Consider the following 15,271-nt stretch of genomic DNA (forward strand, 5'->3'; position numbering starts at 1 on the left):
CTTAAAACAATTAAAAACGGAGGCCTGCTTCAATATAGGCCAGGTTCGGGTCTTCGATATAGTTATCGTCGGACATCCAGGGATCGTGATTCAGGTAATGTTGAACTGTCAGAGCGATTTCGTAACTGATATTGCTCAGGTCGACCCGGCGCGCGAGCCGGAAATCCGCTCTTTCGAAGCGGGTATCCCTGATTTCATTGGTCCAGTAATAGGCAACTGAGGAGGTTAAATCAAACGGCCAGTCCTGGATCCAGGCAACACTTCCGGAGTTCCTGGCAGACAAACGACCCAACAGATCAACCGCCCGTTGCTGCTTGTCAGCCGGGAGGGCGTCAGGATCTCCGGTATATCGGCCATCCTGCTCAAGGTAACCCCAGGTAGTCCGAAGTACCGTTCCGGAGAAGTCGAGAGATGCCTCTATTTCTACCCCCTCCTGGTCAAGCGCAACGTTATTTGCGATGTACCATTCCTGAGCGTTGATCACCCCGCTGATCATGTCACGCAACTGATCATTGAAGTAACGAACTTCTACCGACAGCAAGGCGTTGTGGATGGGGTACTGCCCGAAATAGCTGATCTCACGTGAGGTGATCCACTCTTCGTCGAGGTGTTCGCCGTAGGTGGACGTGTCCTGGTCGATGATATCTTCAACGTAGATCGGAACGTTTTCCAATGCTTCGAAAGGGGGTTGAACGTTGTAGGGGCGATAGGCCCAGTCCGGATCCTGCTCGAACGCATCGGGTGTCCGCACTGCCCGGGAGAAAACGAAGCGCAGGGCATGGTTTTCATTAAGAATGAAGTTGGTTGCGGCCCGGGGGGAAAAATAGGTATCAGACGTGGTGGTCGTCTTTTCAAGGTTCCCGCCCAGGTTAAAGGTTACCCATGGCTGTGGTGAATACTCCAGATTGGCGAACAGTCGCGATTGATAGTTTGAGCCACTCCCGTTGAACAGAGTCTCTGAGCGATAGGCATTTTTCAGGTAGCCGAGTCCCGAAACGAGCTTCAGATCTTCGCTGAAGATGAGCGTATCCTGCAATTCGAATTCCTGCCGGGATTCCTCGGAATTCCTGTTAAGGTCCGCAATAAACGGCCCCTGATCCGTAGGGAAGGCCGGGAAACTGTCCGGTAGCAGGGCGTTGACGAATTCCGGTGGCGCTGTGACAGTCCAGTGCTGACGGCGTTCCTGGTTCTGATAGCTCGCCTGCAGGTGATAGAAGTGCCGTTCCGATGTGGCGCCATCAAAGCGGAGCTGCAGGTAGTAATCATTGATCAGAATATCCGGGGCGGTGGACGCATCCGGATCGGTCCAGGATGACGCATCCTCTTCGTTAACGCCTTCGAGCACGCCCGCTCGTATGTCCAGCGAATGTCGGCCATCGAGTTGCAGGGTGCTGTCGAAATTGAAATTGTTGACGTCGTCGCCGTCATGGGAGGGGCGGGCGCCGTTGTCCTGGGCATCAAACCCGTTCGATTTACGTTTTTCATAGGACAGCCGCCAACTGCCGTCTGCTGACGTATCACCGACAGACGTAAATGCCCGCAGATGCCCCAGCGCCCCGGCAGATGTATAGGCTTCAACCCCGGCAGTGTCCTGTGGCGAGAGGGTGATGATGTTGATCGTGCCAAGAAAGGCATTGATACCGTAGGCTGCGGAGTTGGGCCCTCGGCTGATTTCGATGCGCTCTATGTTATCCAGCGCAACGGGCATAGCAATCCAGTCGACATCGGCAAGGCTGATACGGTAGGCGGTGCGCCCATCAATCTGTACCTGCAGGCGCCGTTGTTCGTATTGAGACGTGCCGTGATAGCTGGCCACCGGGTTGGTGCTTCCATAGTGGCCTACTACCATCCCTGGAACGAGCCTGAAGGCCTCAACCAGGTTCATTACTCCCAGGCTTCTGAGCATATCGCCGGTGAGAATCGTCGTTGTGCCGGGCACTTTCAGTTTGGACTGGCGAAGGCGCGTTGTGGTCAACACTTCCGGCATTTCAAACTGTTCGCCGTCCATACTGAATGTTTCAGTGGAAACATCCGGATAATCCGATTGCCCATAGGACGACACCGGTATCGAAAACACCAGCGCCGCCGAAATAGGGAAGCGGATCAGGTCAGAAACGGACACCAGCCTCAACAAACATCTGATTCTGATCATCAATGCGGTTATCCGGGCTCATCCAAGGTTTGGGGTTAAGGTAGTGCTGGATGGTCAATGCCAGTACATAGCTATAATCGGACATATCTACCCGACGTGCCAATCGGAAATCCGCCCTTTCAAAGCGCGTGTCTCGCACTTCGTTGGTCCAGTAGTAGGCAGCAGAAGAGGTCAACTCAAGCGGCCAGTCCTGAATCCAGGCAACGCTGCCTGAATTGCGGGCAGAAAGGCGGCCCAGAAGATCCACGGCTCTACTTTGCTCGCGGGCGGGCAGCGACGGGTCGCCGATGTACCAGGCATCCTGTTCAAGATAACCATAGCTGACACGGAACTGGGTTCCGGAGAACTCAAGGGAGGTTTCGAGTTCTACGCCTTCCTGCTCCAGATTCACGTTGTTATCAATGTACCACTCTTCTTCATTGAGAACGCCACTGATCATGTCATGCATGTAATCGTTGAAATAGCGCACCTCCACCGACAACAGCGCCCTGTCCATATGAAATTGGCCGAAGTAGCTGATTTCACGAGAGGTGATCCATTCCTCTTCCAGATTCTGTCCGTAAGTCGACGTGGTCGGATCCAGCAGATCGCCGATGACGAAGCGATAGCCTTCGAGTGCTTCAAATGGTGCCTGTACATTGGATGGCAGGTATGACCAGTCCGGATCCTGCTCAAACGCATCAGGGGTTCTTACGGCCCTTGAAAATACGAATCGCAGTGCGTGGTTGTCATTGAAAATAAAGTTGGTCGCGGCCCTCGGTGAGAAGTAGGTTTCCCGAGTGGTGGTGGTGCGTTCCCAGTTGCCGCCGAGGTTGAACGTTACCCAGCGCAGAGGGCTATATTCAACATTGGCGAACAGCCGTGACTGGTAATTGTCGCCGCGACCATTAAAAAAGGTCTCGGAGACATAAGTATCCTTGCGGTAACCAAGGCCAGACACCAGTTTCAGGTTCTCGTTGAAGATGAGGGTGTCCTGGAGTTCGAATTCCTGCCGTGCTTCCTCGGCATCTTCGTTGAAATCGGCAATGAATGGGCCCTGGTCCGTTGGGAAGGGCGTGTTACCGGCTGGCAGCAGGGCATTGATGTCTTCAGCTGAGATTTCTGCCGTCCAACTCTGGCGCCGTTTCTGTTTCTGGTAGCTCGCTTGCAGATAATAAAAGTGGGAGTCCGAAGTGGATCCGTCAAAGCGAACCTGGAGGTAATAATCCCGCATAAAAATATCCGGGTCTGTGGTTGCTCCAAACTTCCCCGACTTTTCGCGGTCTTCTTCATTGACGCCGTCCAGGACACCCGCCCGGATATCAAAAGAATGCCGGTTATCTACCCGGAAAATACTGTCAAAGTTGAAGTTGTTGACATCATGGCCGTCATGGAAGGGAATTTCCTCGCCGCCATCGATCTGGGAATCGAAACCGTTGGACTTGCGCTTCTCATAGGACAACCGCCAGCTTTTATCTGCATCTGAAGTGCCGACAGATGTGAAGGTGCGAAGATGCCCCCTGGAGCCCGCTGCGGCATAGGCTTCTGCGCCAGCGGTATCCTGAGGCGAACGGGTGATAATATTGATACTGCCGAGGAAAGCGTTGATGCCGTAGGCCGCCGAGTTGGGCCCGCGGCTGATTTCAATGCGTTCGATGTTCTCCATGGCGACCGGCATGGCCAGCCACTCAACATCGGAAAGGCTTATACGGTATGCGGTGCGACCATCGATTTGTACCTGCAGGCGCCGCTGTTCGTACTGAGATGTGCCATGATAACTGGTAACCGGATTTGTACTGCCGTAGTGGCCTACCACCATACCGGGAACCAGTCGGGACGCCTCAACCAGATTCATGACGCCAAGGTTTCGTAGCATATCGCCGGTGAGAATGGTGGTGGTACCGGGAACACGGAGTTTCGACTGTCTCAGGCGGGTCGTGGTCAGTACCTCAGGCATCTCGAACTGTTCGCCGTCCAGGGAAAGAAGTTCGGATGAAAAGTCAGTGGATTCTGACTGACCATAGGTAAGTGTCGGTGCCAGTGAGGCCAGCGCTACAGCGATGGTGAGCGGTCGCAAATAGTCAGCGCGTGATGATGCACGTGTGATTCCGGTCGAAACTCTCATGGGGGTCGTTTTATAATCTGCCAAGCTATTTGAAGAATAACGTTATGTGTTTTTCTACCTACCTATCGTAGGGAACTACAGACCGTTTGTCTCTCTAAAATGTAATCATTCTGGTAGTGGGGAGTGACAGCTTAATGAATTGTTGGGAAACCCTGGGTATTGAACCGACCAGCGATCGTCGGCAAATCCAGCAGGCATACGAACAACAGCTAAAATTTGCGACAGGCGATGACGCGGATAAGCTTTTACAAGCCTATCGGGAAGCCACTGGAGAAGCGCCGGCGGCTGTGCCGGAGCGAACGACATCCGAACCAGGAGCATCCCGTCCTGCACCGACAGAATCGCGTGTTGCTGAACCCGGTGAGCCGCTTGGTGCAAACGAAGGTCAGGTTGTTCGGGAAGTTGTTATACAGGTAAAAGCTCTCCTGAATGATTCCCGTCGAAGTGCTGACGCCGGTATCTGGGAAGCAATTCTGTGTGAGCCGCCGGCCGATAAGCCGGCGATTCGCGGTGAGATCGCCCGGCTACTCGAGCCGCAGGTTCGTCCGATGGCTGAAAACGGAAGCCTGGCGGCACCGGTTGCCCAGTTCCTGGGGCAATGGTTTGACTGGCCGGGACTCGAGGCCCAGCCCGAGCCTGAACACTTCCGCAATTTCCCGGAACCTGAAGATGCCGCCCGGGCCGAGGACGAGCAGTCCCCGCAAATGGTGAACTTCTGGCCGGCGGTCATCGGCTGGATTGTCGCCCTAGCGGTTCTCGCCATGTTCTTCAGCGGAATGGGTGGAGGCTGAGTCACTTTTCAGCGATTCTTCCTCCTCGATCATGGCCTGGTATTTCCGGGCCAGAACCGCTCCGACAATGACCTGGATCTGGTTGTAGCACATGATCGGGAGTACGATCATGCCAAACCCAGGGTGGCCGGAGAACAGCACCTTGGCCATGGGGAGCCCCGAGGCCAGACTTTTCTTCGAGCCGCAAAAAACCACGGCTGCTTCATCTTTCAGGTCAAACCCGAAACGCCGGACCATAACCCGGGCCACCCACATAAACAGTGCGAGCAAGCCAAAGCACAGCAACACGGCGAAGACGATGGCCTGAACCGGAAGATTCTGCCACAGTCCGCTTGCGACCGAATGGGAGAACGCCGAGTAGACGATCAGCCAGATAACGCATTGATCGTAGCGGGCCATCAGTCGTTCATTTCTTGCCAGGAAACCTCCCAGCCAGGGGCGAAGTGCGTGGCCAACGGCAAACGGCAGGAGCAGTTGAAGAACGATATCTTTCAGAGCCTCCGCAACTGGAAACTCGCCTGTCCCCGAGGTGCTGACGACTAACAGCAGAAGGAAAGGCGTCAGCATCATGCCGAATACATTGGATGCCGCAGCGCTACAGATGGCTGCCGGGACGTTTCCCTTCGCCATGGCGGTATAGGCAATGGATGAGGACACGGCCGATGGCAATACCCCCAGATAGAGAAATCCCAGCCCGAGATCCTTCGGCATCCAGGACGGTACAATGTCAGAAAGTCCGTTAATCGGGAGCACCGCGAGCGGGAAAAATACGAAGGTGAGGGCAGTGATCAGAATGTGCAGGCGCCAATGGGTGGCACCAGCGACAATCTGCTCCCGGGACAAAGCCGCGCCGTGGAAAAAGAACAGCAGCGCAACCGCGACGGTTCCTGCGCTTGCCAGAAGATCCGCTGCCGCGCCCTTCACAGGAACGAATGACGCAAGAACAATGGCTCCCAGTAGTAGCAGAGTGAAGGTGTCAATCCGGAACTTCATGAAGAAGACTCGTCTCTTAATGCATTGAGGCTGGGCGTGAGCAGGGCGCAGGCCAGTTGCTCGGCCTTGGCGACATCGCGCCGGCGGATGGCCGCCAGCAGAAGTTCGTGGTCTTCCTGTGATGGTTCGGGCAAATCCGGCCGGGTTTCAGTCTGTTCAATGGTTTGGCTAACGGCATGGGAAAAGTAGTTATACAGTTCCGTCAGTGCGTCGTTGTGGGCTGCGCTAACAACCGCATGGTGAAATTGTTCGTCGCGATGTATCCGTTCTGGTAAGTCTCTGCCAGCGTTGGCCCGGGCGTCGAGCGCCTCAGACATAACCCGGACATCGTCATCGGTCCGCCGTGTGGCGGCCAGGCGGGCAGCCTGTACTTCAAGCATCAGGCGTACCTCAATCTGTTCCGCCAGACGCGTTCTGGAGATGCGGCGCAGGGTTTCACCGGCGTCCTGAGTGGCACGAACGTAGGTGCCATCACCTTGTCTGGTTTCCAGCATGCCCACGTGGACCAGAACCCGGACAGCCTCACGTACGGTATTCCTGCCAACACCCAGGGCATCGGCAAGTTCGGCTTCAACCGGCAATTTGGTGCCGACGCTCCATTGTTGGTTTTCGATGGCCTGGCGGAGGCTGTCGATGGCATTTTCGACCAGCGACCCTTTGCGAATCGGTTGAAGCATAAGATGATAATCCTTTGAGCATATAATCCAATCATCCTATGAATAACCGCGTGCTTCAACCCCTTCGGGTTGAATCAATGAGTTCAGGTGGGTTTTGCGGGATATATAAACTGATAGTCTGCCGTGTCTACGCGCCGGGTAGATGCTCTGTAGGTAAAGGTAAAACCGGGCCAGTTCACGGTATTCCGGCCATTCTTGTCTAGATACCAGGAGCTGCAGCCAGCTTCCCAGACACTGTTGTGTAGCCCGCCCTGAATGACGTCAGAGAAGCGATCCTGCCGATCCTGTCGCACATCCATGGCTGAGCCCGGATATTTACTCAGGGCCCTTAGGGCGTCGACGATGTAACTGAACTGGGATTCCAGCATATAGATAATCGAGTTGTGAGCGAGGTTGGTATTCGGACCATAAAGCATGAAGAGGTTCGGGAAGCCGCTGACGGAAATGCCCCGGAAGGCAGAGGCGCCATCTTTCCAGGCATCGTTAAGAGTCTGCCCGGCTCGGCCGGTGATACGGATAGGTGAGAGGAACTCCGTTGCTCTGAAACCTGTACCGAAAATAATGGCGTCTGCCAGGTAGTGCTGACCGTCGTTGGTCACGATGCCATCCTGATCGATGTGGTCGATGCTGTCTGTCACCAGGTTCAGGTTTGGACGGTTGATAGCGGGGTACCAATCGTTGGAAATCAGAATGCGTTTGCAGCCGATCTGGTAGTTCGGAATGATATTTTTCAGTTTTTCCGGATCGGAGATGTGTTTGCGGGCTTCTTTCTTTGCCTGGTACGCAAACAGTTCCAGCAATTTGTTGAAACGGGTGAAGGCAAGCGCACGGCTTTCATTTTTCCAGTAGATAAAGGCGCGATAGGCCCTGTCCCAAACAGGCACAGATTTGAACAGCGTTTGTTCCAGGGAAGTGAATGGTCGGTCTGGTTTGGGCAGAACCCAGGCGGCTGATCGCTGAAAAAGGCTCAGGGACTTTACCTGTCTGGCAATTTCAGGAACAAACTGAATCGCGCTGGCTCCGGTTCCGATCACGGCGACCCGTTTGTTGGACAGGTCATAATCGTGGTCCCAGCGCGCCGAATGAAACACGGTGCCTTCGAATTGATCCATCCCGGGAATGTCGGGGGTGGCTGGCTGGTTGAGCTGCCCGGTTGCAGTAATCAGTACGTTCGCATCCAGTGCGTCGCCGTTGGTCAGAGTAATTGCCCAGATGTTCCGGGCATCATTAAACCGGGCTTCCTGTACTTCTGCGCCCAGCCGGATATGTCTGGCGAGGTCGTATTTTTCGACGCAATGGTCCATATACCCGAGTATTTCGGATTGCGGGCCGAACTTGCGTGACCAATCGTGTTTCGGTTCGAAGGAGTAGGAATAGAGGTGCGACTGAACATCACAGGCTGCGCCGGGATAGGTGTTGTCCCGCCATGTGCCGCCAACCCGAGAAGCTTTTTCCAGAAGGGTAATGTTGGTGAAGCCGGCTTTTTTGAGCTGAATGGCCATTCCAAGGCCGCCAAAGCCAGTTCCGATAATGACGACCGACAGAGAGTGGTCGGTTGGGGTGTGGGTCATGCGCAGGATCCGTCAGTTATTGTTTTTTGAACGACGGATCCAACTATATTACAGGGTTTAGAAGCGAACCAGAGCTGAACCCCAGGTGAAGCCACCGCCAAAGGCTTCAAGCAGAATGACATCGTTGCGCTTGATACGCCCATCACGGACTGCAACATCCAGGGCGAGGGGGATAGACGCAGCGGAGGTATTACCGTGCTTATCGACAGTAACCACCACCTGGTCCATCGACATGTTGAGCTTCTTGGCGGTTGCGGAAATAATCCGCAAGTTAGCCTGGTGAGGCACCAGCCAATCGATGTCAGACTTCTGCATGTCGTTGGCGCTCAGCGTTTCGTCAACGATTTTGCCCAGGGTATTAACGGCCACCTTGAACACTTCGTTGCCTTTCATTTCTACAAAGGCCTTGCCGGCTTTTACCTGGTCGTAACCGTCTGCAATACCGCAAGGAACATGAAGCAGTTCTTCGTACCGGCCATCGGCATGGATGTGGGTCGAGAGGATTCCGGTCTCTTCGTTGGCTTCGAGAATAACCGCGCCAGCACCATCACCAAAGAGCACACAGGTGCCTCGGTCTTCCCAGTCAACGATGCGGGAAAAGACTTCAGCACCGATCACGAGCGCTTTTTTGCTGCTGCCGGTTTTAATGAACTTGTCGGCGGTAGCCAGAGCGTAGACGAAGCCGCTGCAAACAGCCTGGATATCAAACGCCGGGCAGCCCTGAATGCCAAGCCTGGCCTGAAGGATACAGGCAGAGCTTGGAAAAATTTTGTCAGGGGTGGACGTTGCAAACACAATCAGGTCAATGTCGTCGGCACGGCCGCCGGCCGCCTCGATAGCTCGCAGGGCGGCTTGCTCTGCCAGATCGACAGTGGTTTGTCCTTCCACGGCGATGTGCCGCTGTGCGATCCCGGTCCGCTCGCGAATCCACTGGTCTGAAGTATCGACCGTTTTTTCGAGGTCTTTGTTGGTAACGATGTTGTCCGGCAAATAGGAACCAGTGCCGGTAATTCGTGCAAAGGTCATTCGTGAGTGTCCCGAAGAATTGCTGTTATAAGATCCCACCATGCTATACCCAAGTATCCCTGTGCGTTATTAGCGATTTGTCAAAGACCCGCTGAAATTGGCACGCTCTACTATGATTGAAGTGGATGAAGATCCAATACATTGTGATCAACAGGAGAATACAAAAATGGGCATCTCGAACCACGCACTTCATAAGGAATTCCCCCAGTTCAGCGATTTGATCAGCGAGCTCAAGTCCACGGATTTCGCCTTCAGTGAAAAGTGCAAGGCCTACTCGGAGCTGGATCAGGAAATCGAAGGACTGGAAAAGAGGGATGCCCCGATCGGCGATGACAAGCTTCACCGCCTGAAACAGAAAAGGGCGCAACTCAAGGACGAGCTTTATCAGACTCTCACCGGGAACGGTGCTGGTAGCTGACATAAAGGCAATCCCGAATATTCTACGGGGCTCACATTTACCGCTGCTGACTCATGATTAAATGGCGTCGCTGTTACATTTCTTAACATCAACGCCATATCGGGGTAGCAATCATGAGGATTTTCCGGACAGGGAAAGTCGGAAGCACGGGCATCGCCCTTCTGTTTTTTTCCATCAGCCTGACCGCCTGCATGCCGGGAACCATCGAAACAGCGGTGGGTACCGGCATCATCCTTGAGCAGGAAAGCAAATACGACCACCAGCACAAGGTTGAGCGGGCGGTGGACCTGTATATCGCAGATCACGCTGATTCGCCCTGCACCAGTGGTGAAGATCGGGTTCTCGATTCCGCCGTGGAAATTATCAAGGATTATCGACTCAGTGGTTTTGATGAGGTGATGGAGCGGCTTGAAGCGATCTATCGGGATGAGACGCAAGCGGACTCCGTGCGCGCTGCAGCCCTCTATAACATGGCTGTTTTGCACTCACGGAATGAACCACCCAACAAGGCTCGCGCCCGCGAATATTTCAAGCGCTTATACATTGAGTTTCCTGACCACTATCGGTGCATTTTCGAGGAGTCCGAGTGGCGGGATTCAATGATCAGAAAGCAGTTGCTACTGCCGGGAGAAACGGTTGAATCGTTTCTCGAGGACGCCGAGCAGGATATAGGTCGCCGCCAGGCGCCGAAAGAATAAAGGCAACGGAGAATCAGGCAAGAATTCGATTCGATTGTTCAATTGCCTGAATGTCCAAATAACGCAGAATTACGTGGGAGAGTGTCTACACTATCTAACAAACTCTGAGCGGGAGACAGCGCATGGTGACCCTTACCATCAATGGAAAAGAGCACGAACTCGATGTGCCTGGCGATATGCCTTTACTGTGGGCTCTGAGAGATGTGGTCAAACTGACCGGGACCAAATTTGGCTGTGGTATGTCTTTGTGCGGAGCGTGTACGGTTCACGTGGATGGTATGGCAACACGTTCATGCATCACGCCGGTTTCCATTCTTGAAGGCAAATCAATCACCACCATTGAAGCTATCGGCAACGAACCCGAGGGCGCAGAGCTTCAGAAGGCATGGCTCGATCTTGGTGTGGCGCAGTGTGGTTACTGTCAGGGTGGGCAGATCATGAATGCTGCTGGTCTCCTCAAGCAGAACGCCAATCCCAGCGATGAAGATATCGATAACGCCATGAGCGGTAACCTCTGCCGCTGCGGAACTTACACGCGGATTCGACAGGCCATTCATCGCGCGGCGGATGCCGTGGAGGTGAAGGTATGAGTCGCTCACACGATAATGTCGTTCTTGCCAATGTTAGCCGCCGTGGATTTCTGAAAGGTATCGCCGCCGCCAGTGCACTGGTTATTGCCGCCAAGTGGGATGTTGCCTTTGCGCAGCAGGAACAGAAGTTTGGCGCGGAGGCGATGCCCGGTGGCTGGGTGGACGATCCTAATGTTTTCATTAGCATCGATGAAGACGGTACCGTGACCATTATCAACAACCGCTCGGAAATGGGGCAGGGTATTCGTACCAGCCTTGCGATGGTTGCTGCGGACGAACTGGGGGCAGACTGGGAGAACGTTCGCGTTGAACAGGCTCCGGGAGACCAGGAAAAATACGGTAACCAGAATACCGATGGTTCCCGAAGTATGCGCCACTGGTTTGATCCGATCCGTCGCGCTGCGGCGTCGGCCAGAACCATGCTTGAGCAGGCGGCGTCGCAGCAGTGGGACGTGCCAGTGAATGAGTGCAAAGCCGGTGTCGGTGTGATCGTGCATGAGCCAACCGGCCGGGAGATCGGTTTTGGCAACCTGGCGGCAACTGCACGGGAATTGCCTGTACCTGATCGCTCAGCCCTTCGCCTTAAATCCCGCGATGAATGGCGCTACATCGGTCAACTTACCGGGCCCCATGGAAATCTGAAGGGAGACCAGATCCAGCGGCCGTTTGCTATTGATGGTCAGGATATTGTTACCGGTAAGGCGATCTACGGGGCGGATGTCAGTTTTGATGACATGCTCTATGCAGTGATTGCTCGCCCGCCCGTGTACGGCGCGAAAGTTGCGAGTGTTGATGCCTCCGAAGCGATGAAAGTGCCAGGGGTGATCGAAGTAAGAGAAATGGACGGTGCCGGCCAGCCGGCGGCGTTTAATCCACTTGGTGGTGTTGCCGTGGTTGCTGAGAATACCTGGGCAGCAATTCAGGGACGCAGTGCCCTGAAGATCGAGTGGGACAATGGCCCGGCAGGCGATAACGCGAGTTACGACACTTCGGTGTTCACCGAAGAGCTGATGGCGCGTGCGGAATCCGCGGGCAAGGTCATTCGTTCTGAAGGCGATATTGAAGCCTCTCTGGCCGCCGCAGAACAAAAAGTCCAGGCCACGTATTATATGCCCCATATGGCCCAGTCACCCATGGAACCACCGGTCGCCATTGCCCGGGTATCTGACGGCCGCGCCGAGATCTGGGCACCGGTCCAGAATCCGCAGGCAGCGGTTGATGGTGTTACTCAGAGGCTTGGTCTTGAGCCGGGTGCAGTGACGGTAAACATCACGCTACTGGGCGGCGGTTTCGGACGAAAATCGAAGCCGGATTATATATTCGAAGCTGCGGACCTCGCTAACGCGTTCCCTGGCAGAGCGGTTCGTGTCCAGTGGACGAGGGAAGACGATCTTCATCACGCTTACTTCCACGCCTTGTCTGTAGATCGTCTTGAGGCGGGTCTGGACGCCAGTGGCAAAACCCTCGGCTGGCGGCACAGAACCTTGTCACCCAGCATAAGCTCATTGTTCACGGAAGATCCGGAGCACAAGGGAGCTTTTGAGCTTGGCATGGGATTCAACACGATGCCATTTAACATCCCGTCGCTACAGCTGGAAAATCCGCCTGCCTCAGCCCATGTCCGTATTGGCTGGTTCCGGTCGGTGTATAACCTTCCGCACGCGTTTGCCATCCAGAGCTTTGTCTCCGAAGTTGCGGCTGCCTCCGGTAAGGATCACCGAGACTACCTGTTGGAGCTATTGGGCCCGGCACGGAAGATCGATCCGAAATCGGTGGGGGAACAGTGGAACTACGGCGAAAACCCTGAACTTTACCCGATTGATGTCGGTCGGTTCCGCGGAGTGGTGGAAAAGGCAACGGCAGAAGCCGGATGGGGTAAAAAGCTCCCGGATGGACGCGGGTTGGGTCTTGCTGTCCACCAGAGTTTTGCTTCCTACGCGGCTGTCGTGTTTGACGTTGAAGTCAAAGACGGTGGTGAGTTGATTATTCATAGCGCAGATATTGCGTTCGATTGTGGCCCGCAGGTCAACCCGGAACGTATCCGGTCGCAGATGGAAGGCGCCTGCGTCATGGGCATAGGCATTGCGCTTCAGAGCGAAATCACCATGAAAGAGGGGCGTGTCCAGCAGGATAACTTCCACCAGTATGAATTCGCCCGTATGCCCAGCTCACCCCGCAAGATCAGGGTACATCTGATCAACGACAACCCGGATATTGCGCCGGGCGGTGTGGGTGAGCCGGGGCTGCCCCCGGTTGCCCCTGCGTTGTGTAATGCCATTTATGCTGCAACGGGAAAACGCATTCGGCGTTTGCCGGTCGCGGATCAGCTCAGCTGAGTGCTGCAGGTAATTCAATGAATCGCTGAACGCAGGGGTTTGGATTGTGCTCATTCCAGTAAAGCCCCTGCTCAATCACCGGAGAATCTTTCAGGGAAAGAAAGGCGGCTCCCTCAAGCCTTAACTTGCGCATGGAGTCCGGTACCAGCGCAACCCCCAGCCCGTTGGCAACCAGATTGACGATGGTTTGCTGGAGCTGGGTTTCTACCTTGATTGCGGGTTTGAAACCGTAGCTCTCACAGCAGTTGGTAACCGCTTCATGCAGAGCGGGTGCGGTGGTTTTGGGGAAGGTGATAAACGCGTCCTGAGCGAGGTCTCCCGCAGACACAGAAGTTTGGCTGGATAACCGGTGGCTGGCGGGCAGCACCGCGCAAAGGGGTTCCCGGAACACGGGTTTATACTGAAGGGTGTGGTCAAAGCGGAAAGGAAAGCTCAGTCCCACATCCGCCAATCCCTGTATGAGGGAGTCATGCAGATCCCGGGGCAGGGTTTCACTCAGGGATAGTGAAACGTCTGGATACTCAGCAGAAAACCGGGCAACCATGTCTGGTAACACGTTCCACGCCGCATACATCGTAAATGCCAGGGTCAGCTTTCCCCTCCCGCCGTAGGCTGCGAGCCTGGCGGATTCGACTGCAAAATCCAGATCGCCAATCAATCGACTGATATCCTGTCGAAACTGCTCGCCCGCCGGTGTCAGCACAACGGACCGGGAATGACGCCAGAATAATGGCGTTCCGATGCTTTCTTCCAGCGTTGCAATCTGGCGGCTTAGCGGCGGCTGGGTAATGTTCAGGCGCTGGGCCGCGCGACTGAAATTGAGCGTTTCAGCCAGAACAAGGAAGCTGCGTAGGTGTTTTAGATCCATAATCTATGCATTATAGGTATCAATTGGGTCGTTATATAGCATTAGACTGCATTGGTCATCAAGGCTTAGGCTAGGGGCCGTTTTAACACCGGGAAGAGTGTATCGATGTCCAACGTTGTCAATGTGTTGCTGCCTATTTTTGGATTGATCCTGGCGGGGTTCGTGTGCAGGCGAACCGGCTGTCTGGGGGAGTACGCCGCCACTGAACTGAACCGCTTTGTTGTCTGGCTCTGCCTGCCCGCGTTGTTATTCACCGCAACCGCTACAGCGTCATTGGAGGAAATCTGGCATCCGGGATTTGTGGCGGTTGTCACCATCGGTACCTTGGTCGTCTTCGCCATAACCCTTGTGGTACGTTGGATGGGTAAGCGCTCTCTGTCTGATGCCAGTATCGATGCGCTCAGTGCTTCTTATGCAAACACCGGCTACATCGGTATTCCTCTCTGCATACTCGTTTTGGGAGATGAAGGCCTGACACCGGCTCTGATCGCCACATTGATTGTGGTCTGCGTGTTGTTTTCAATTGCCATCGTGTTTGTGGAAGTGGGCCTTCAGAACGAAGGTTCTGCATCGAAGGCTTTCCGCAAGGTTGTCATGTCACTCGCGAAAAACCCCTTGGTGGTATCACCGGTTCTGGGTGGGCTCTGGGCGGTATCGGGATTAGAGATTCCCACTTCGGCTGGCCGGTTCCTCGACATGCTGGGAGCCGCGACCACACCTTGTGCATTGATTTCACTGGGTGCATTTCTTGCCAAGAAAGAGAAGGCAAAAGAGGGTGGGGCTGTTAGCCTGGTGGGCATTAAACTGGTCATTCACCCCTTGGTTGTCTGGGGGCTGGCAAGCTACGTTTTCATGCTCCCGCCCTTGTGGGCGAAGGCTGCACTGCTCTTGTGCGCGCTGCCAACCGGAACAGGACCGTTCATGCTATCTGAGTTCTATGGGCGGGAGGCCTCGGTGGTGGCGCGGTCTATCTTGTGGTCTACGGTAGGGTCAATCGTGACGCTATCCATCGTCCTGCTCTGGATCTGACGATGCAATGGGGAGGCC

General features: G+C 54.8%; 13 protein-coding genes. 6 read left to right on the forward strand and 7 right to left on the reverse strand.

Annotated elements, in window-relative coordinates:
• Positions 1–10: 10 nt before the first annotated feature.
• Both FWJ25_RS11230 and FWJ25_RS11235 read right to left on the reverse strand, forming a co-directional pair.
• Complete coding sequence (locus tag FWJ25_RS11230; protein WP_149600366.1) at positions 11–2,152, reverse strand: TonB-dependent receptor plug domain-containing protein; 2,142 nt, start codon at positions 2,150–2,152, stop codon at positions 11–13.
• Positions 2,109–4,256 (reverse strand): TonB-dependent receptor plug domain-containing protein, encoded by a 2,148-nt coding sequence (locus FWJ25_RS11235; protein WP_149600367.1) that lies wholly within the window; start codon positions 4,254–4,256, stop codon positions 2,109–2,111. The genes FWJ25_RS11230 and FWJ25_RS11235 overlap by 44 nt, the downstream gene beginning before the upstream one ends.
• A 134-nt stretch (positions 4,257–4,390) precedes the next feature.
• Between FWJ25_RS11235 and FWJ25_RS11240 the strand changes: the two genes are divergently transcribed.
• Entirely contained in the window at positions 4,391–5,047 is a 657-nt protein-coding gene (locus tag FWJ25_RS11240; protein WP_149600368.1) for a J domain-containing protein, read from the forward strand.
• Here the strand turns inward: FWJ25_RS11240 and FWJ25_RS11245 are convergent.
• The 4 genes from FWJ25_RS11245 to FWJ25_RS11260 form a co-directional block, all read right to left on the reverse strand.
• Positions 5,003–6,040: a bile acid:sodium symporter family protein gene (locus FWJ25_RS11245; RefSeq protein WP_149600369.1), complete on the reverse strand. Its 1,038-nt coding sequence runs from the start codon at positions 6,038–6,040 to the stop codon at positions 5,003–5,005. The genes FWJ25_RS11240 and FWJ25_RS11245 overlap by 45 nt on opposite strands.
• Positions 6,037–6,717, reverse strand: a complete 681-nt coding sequence (locus tag FWJ25_RS11250; RefSeq protein WP_149600370.1) for a FadR/GntR family transcriptional regulator — start codon at positions 6,715–6,717, stop codon at positions 6,037–6,039. The genes FWJ25_RS11245 and FWJ25_RS11250 overlap by 4 nt, the downstream gene beginning before the upstream one ends.
• Before the next feature lie 83 nt (positions 6,718–6,800).
• Entirely contained in the window at positions 6,801–8,288 is a 1,488-nt protein-coding gene (locus FWJ25_RS11255) for a flavin-containing monooxygenase (RefSeq protein WP_149600371.1), read from the reverse strand.
• 57 nt (positions 8,289–8,345) lie between these two features.
• Positions 8,346–9,314: a beta-ketoacyl-ACP synthase III gene (locus FWJ25_RS11260; RefSeq protein ID WP_149600372.1), complete on the reverse strand. Its 969-nt coding sequence runs from the start codon at positions 9,312–9,314 to the stop codon at positions 8,346–8,348.
• A 166-nt stretch (positions 9,315–9,480) separates the two neighbouring features.
• Between FWJ25_RS11260 and FWJ25_RS11265 the strand changes: the two genes are divergently transcribed.
• From FWJ25_RS11265 to FWJ25_RS11280, 4 genes are all read left to right on the forward strand, one after another.
• Positions 9,481–9,732 carry an HP1242/YdcH family protein gene (locus tag FWJ25_RS11265; RefSeq protein ID WP_149600373.1) on the forward strand — a complete coding sequence of 84 codons (252 nt, stop codon included), beginning with the start codon at positions 9,481–9,483 and terminating at the stop codon, positions 9,730–9,732.
• Positions 9,733–9,845: 113 nt separating this feature from the next.
• Positions 9,846–10,430, forward strand: a complete 585-nt coding sequence (locus FWJ25_RS11270) for a hypothetical protein (protein ID WP_246166773.1) — start codon at positions 9,846–9,848, stop codon at positions 10,428–10,430.
• Between the two features lie 122 nt (positions 10,431–10,552).
• Positions 10,553–11,020, forward strand: a complete 468-nt coding sequence (locus tag FWJ25_RS11275) for a (2Fe-2S)-binding protein (protein WP_149600374.1) — start codon at positions 10,553–10,555, stop codon at positions 11,018–11,020.
• Positions 11,017–13,356 (forward strand): xanthine dehydrogenase family protein molybdopterin-binding subunit, encoded by a 2,340-nt coding sequence (locus FWJ25_RS11280; RefSeq protein ID WP_149600375.1) that lies wholly within the window; start codon positions 11,017–11,019, stop codon positions 13,354–13,356. Before FWJ25_RS11275 ends, FWJ25_RS11280 begins: the two co-directional genes overlap by 4 nt.
• On the opposite strand, the gene FWJ25_RS11285 is transcribed toward FWJ25_RS11280, so the two are convergent.
• Entirely contained in the window at positions 13,349–14,224 is an 876-nt protein-coding gene (locus tag FWJ25_RS11285) for a LysR family transcriptional regulator (protein ID WP_188093612.1), read from the reverse strand. The two genes, FWJ25_RS11280 and FWJ25_RS11285, sit on opposite strands and share 8 nt — an antisense overlap.
• A gap of 105 nt (positions 14,225–14,329) precedes the next feature.
• On the opposite strand from FWJ25_RS11285, the gene FWJ25_RS11290 reads away from it, so the two are divergent.
• The gene (locus tag FWJ25_RS11290; RefSeq protein ID WP_149600377.1) at positions 14,330–15,253 is read left to right on the forward strand and encodes an AEC family transporter; all 924 of its coding nucleotides are present in this window, start codon (positions 14,330–14,332) and stop codon (positions 15,251–15,253) included.
• The last annotated feature ends 18 nt before the right edge of the window (positions 15,254–15,271 follow it).

This window comes from Marinobacter salinexigens (genome assembly GCF_008370345.1).
Taxonomy (GTDB): Bacteria; Pseudomonadota; Gammaproteobacteria; order Pseudomonadales; family Oleiphilaceae; genus Marinobacter; species Marinobacter salinexigens.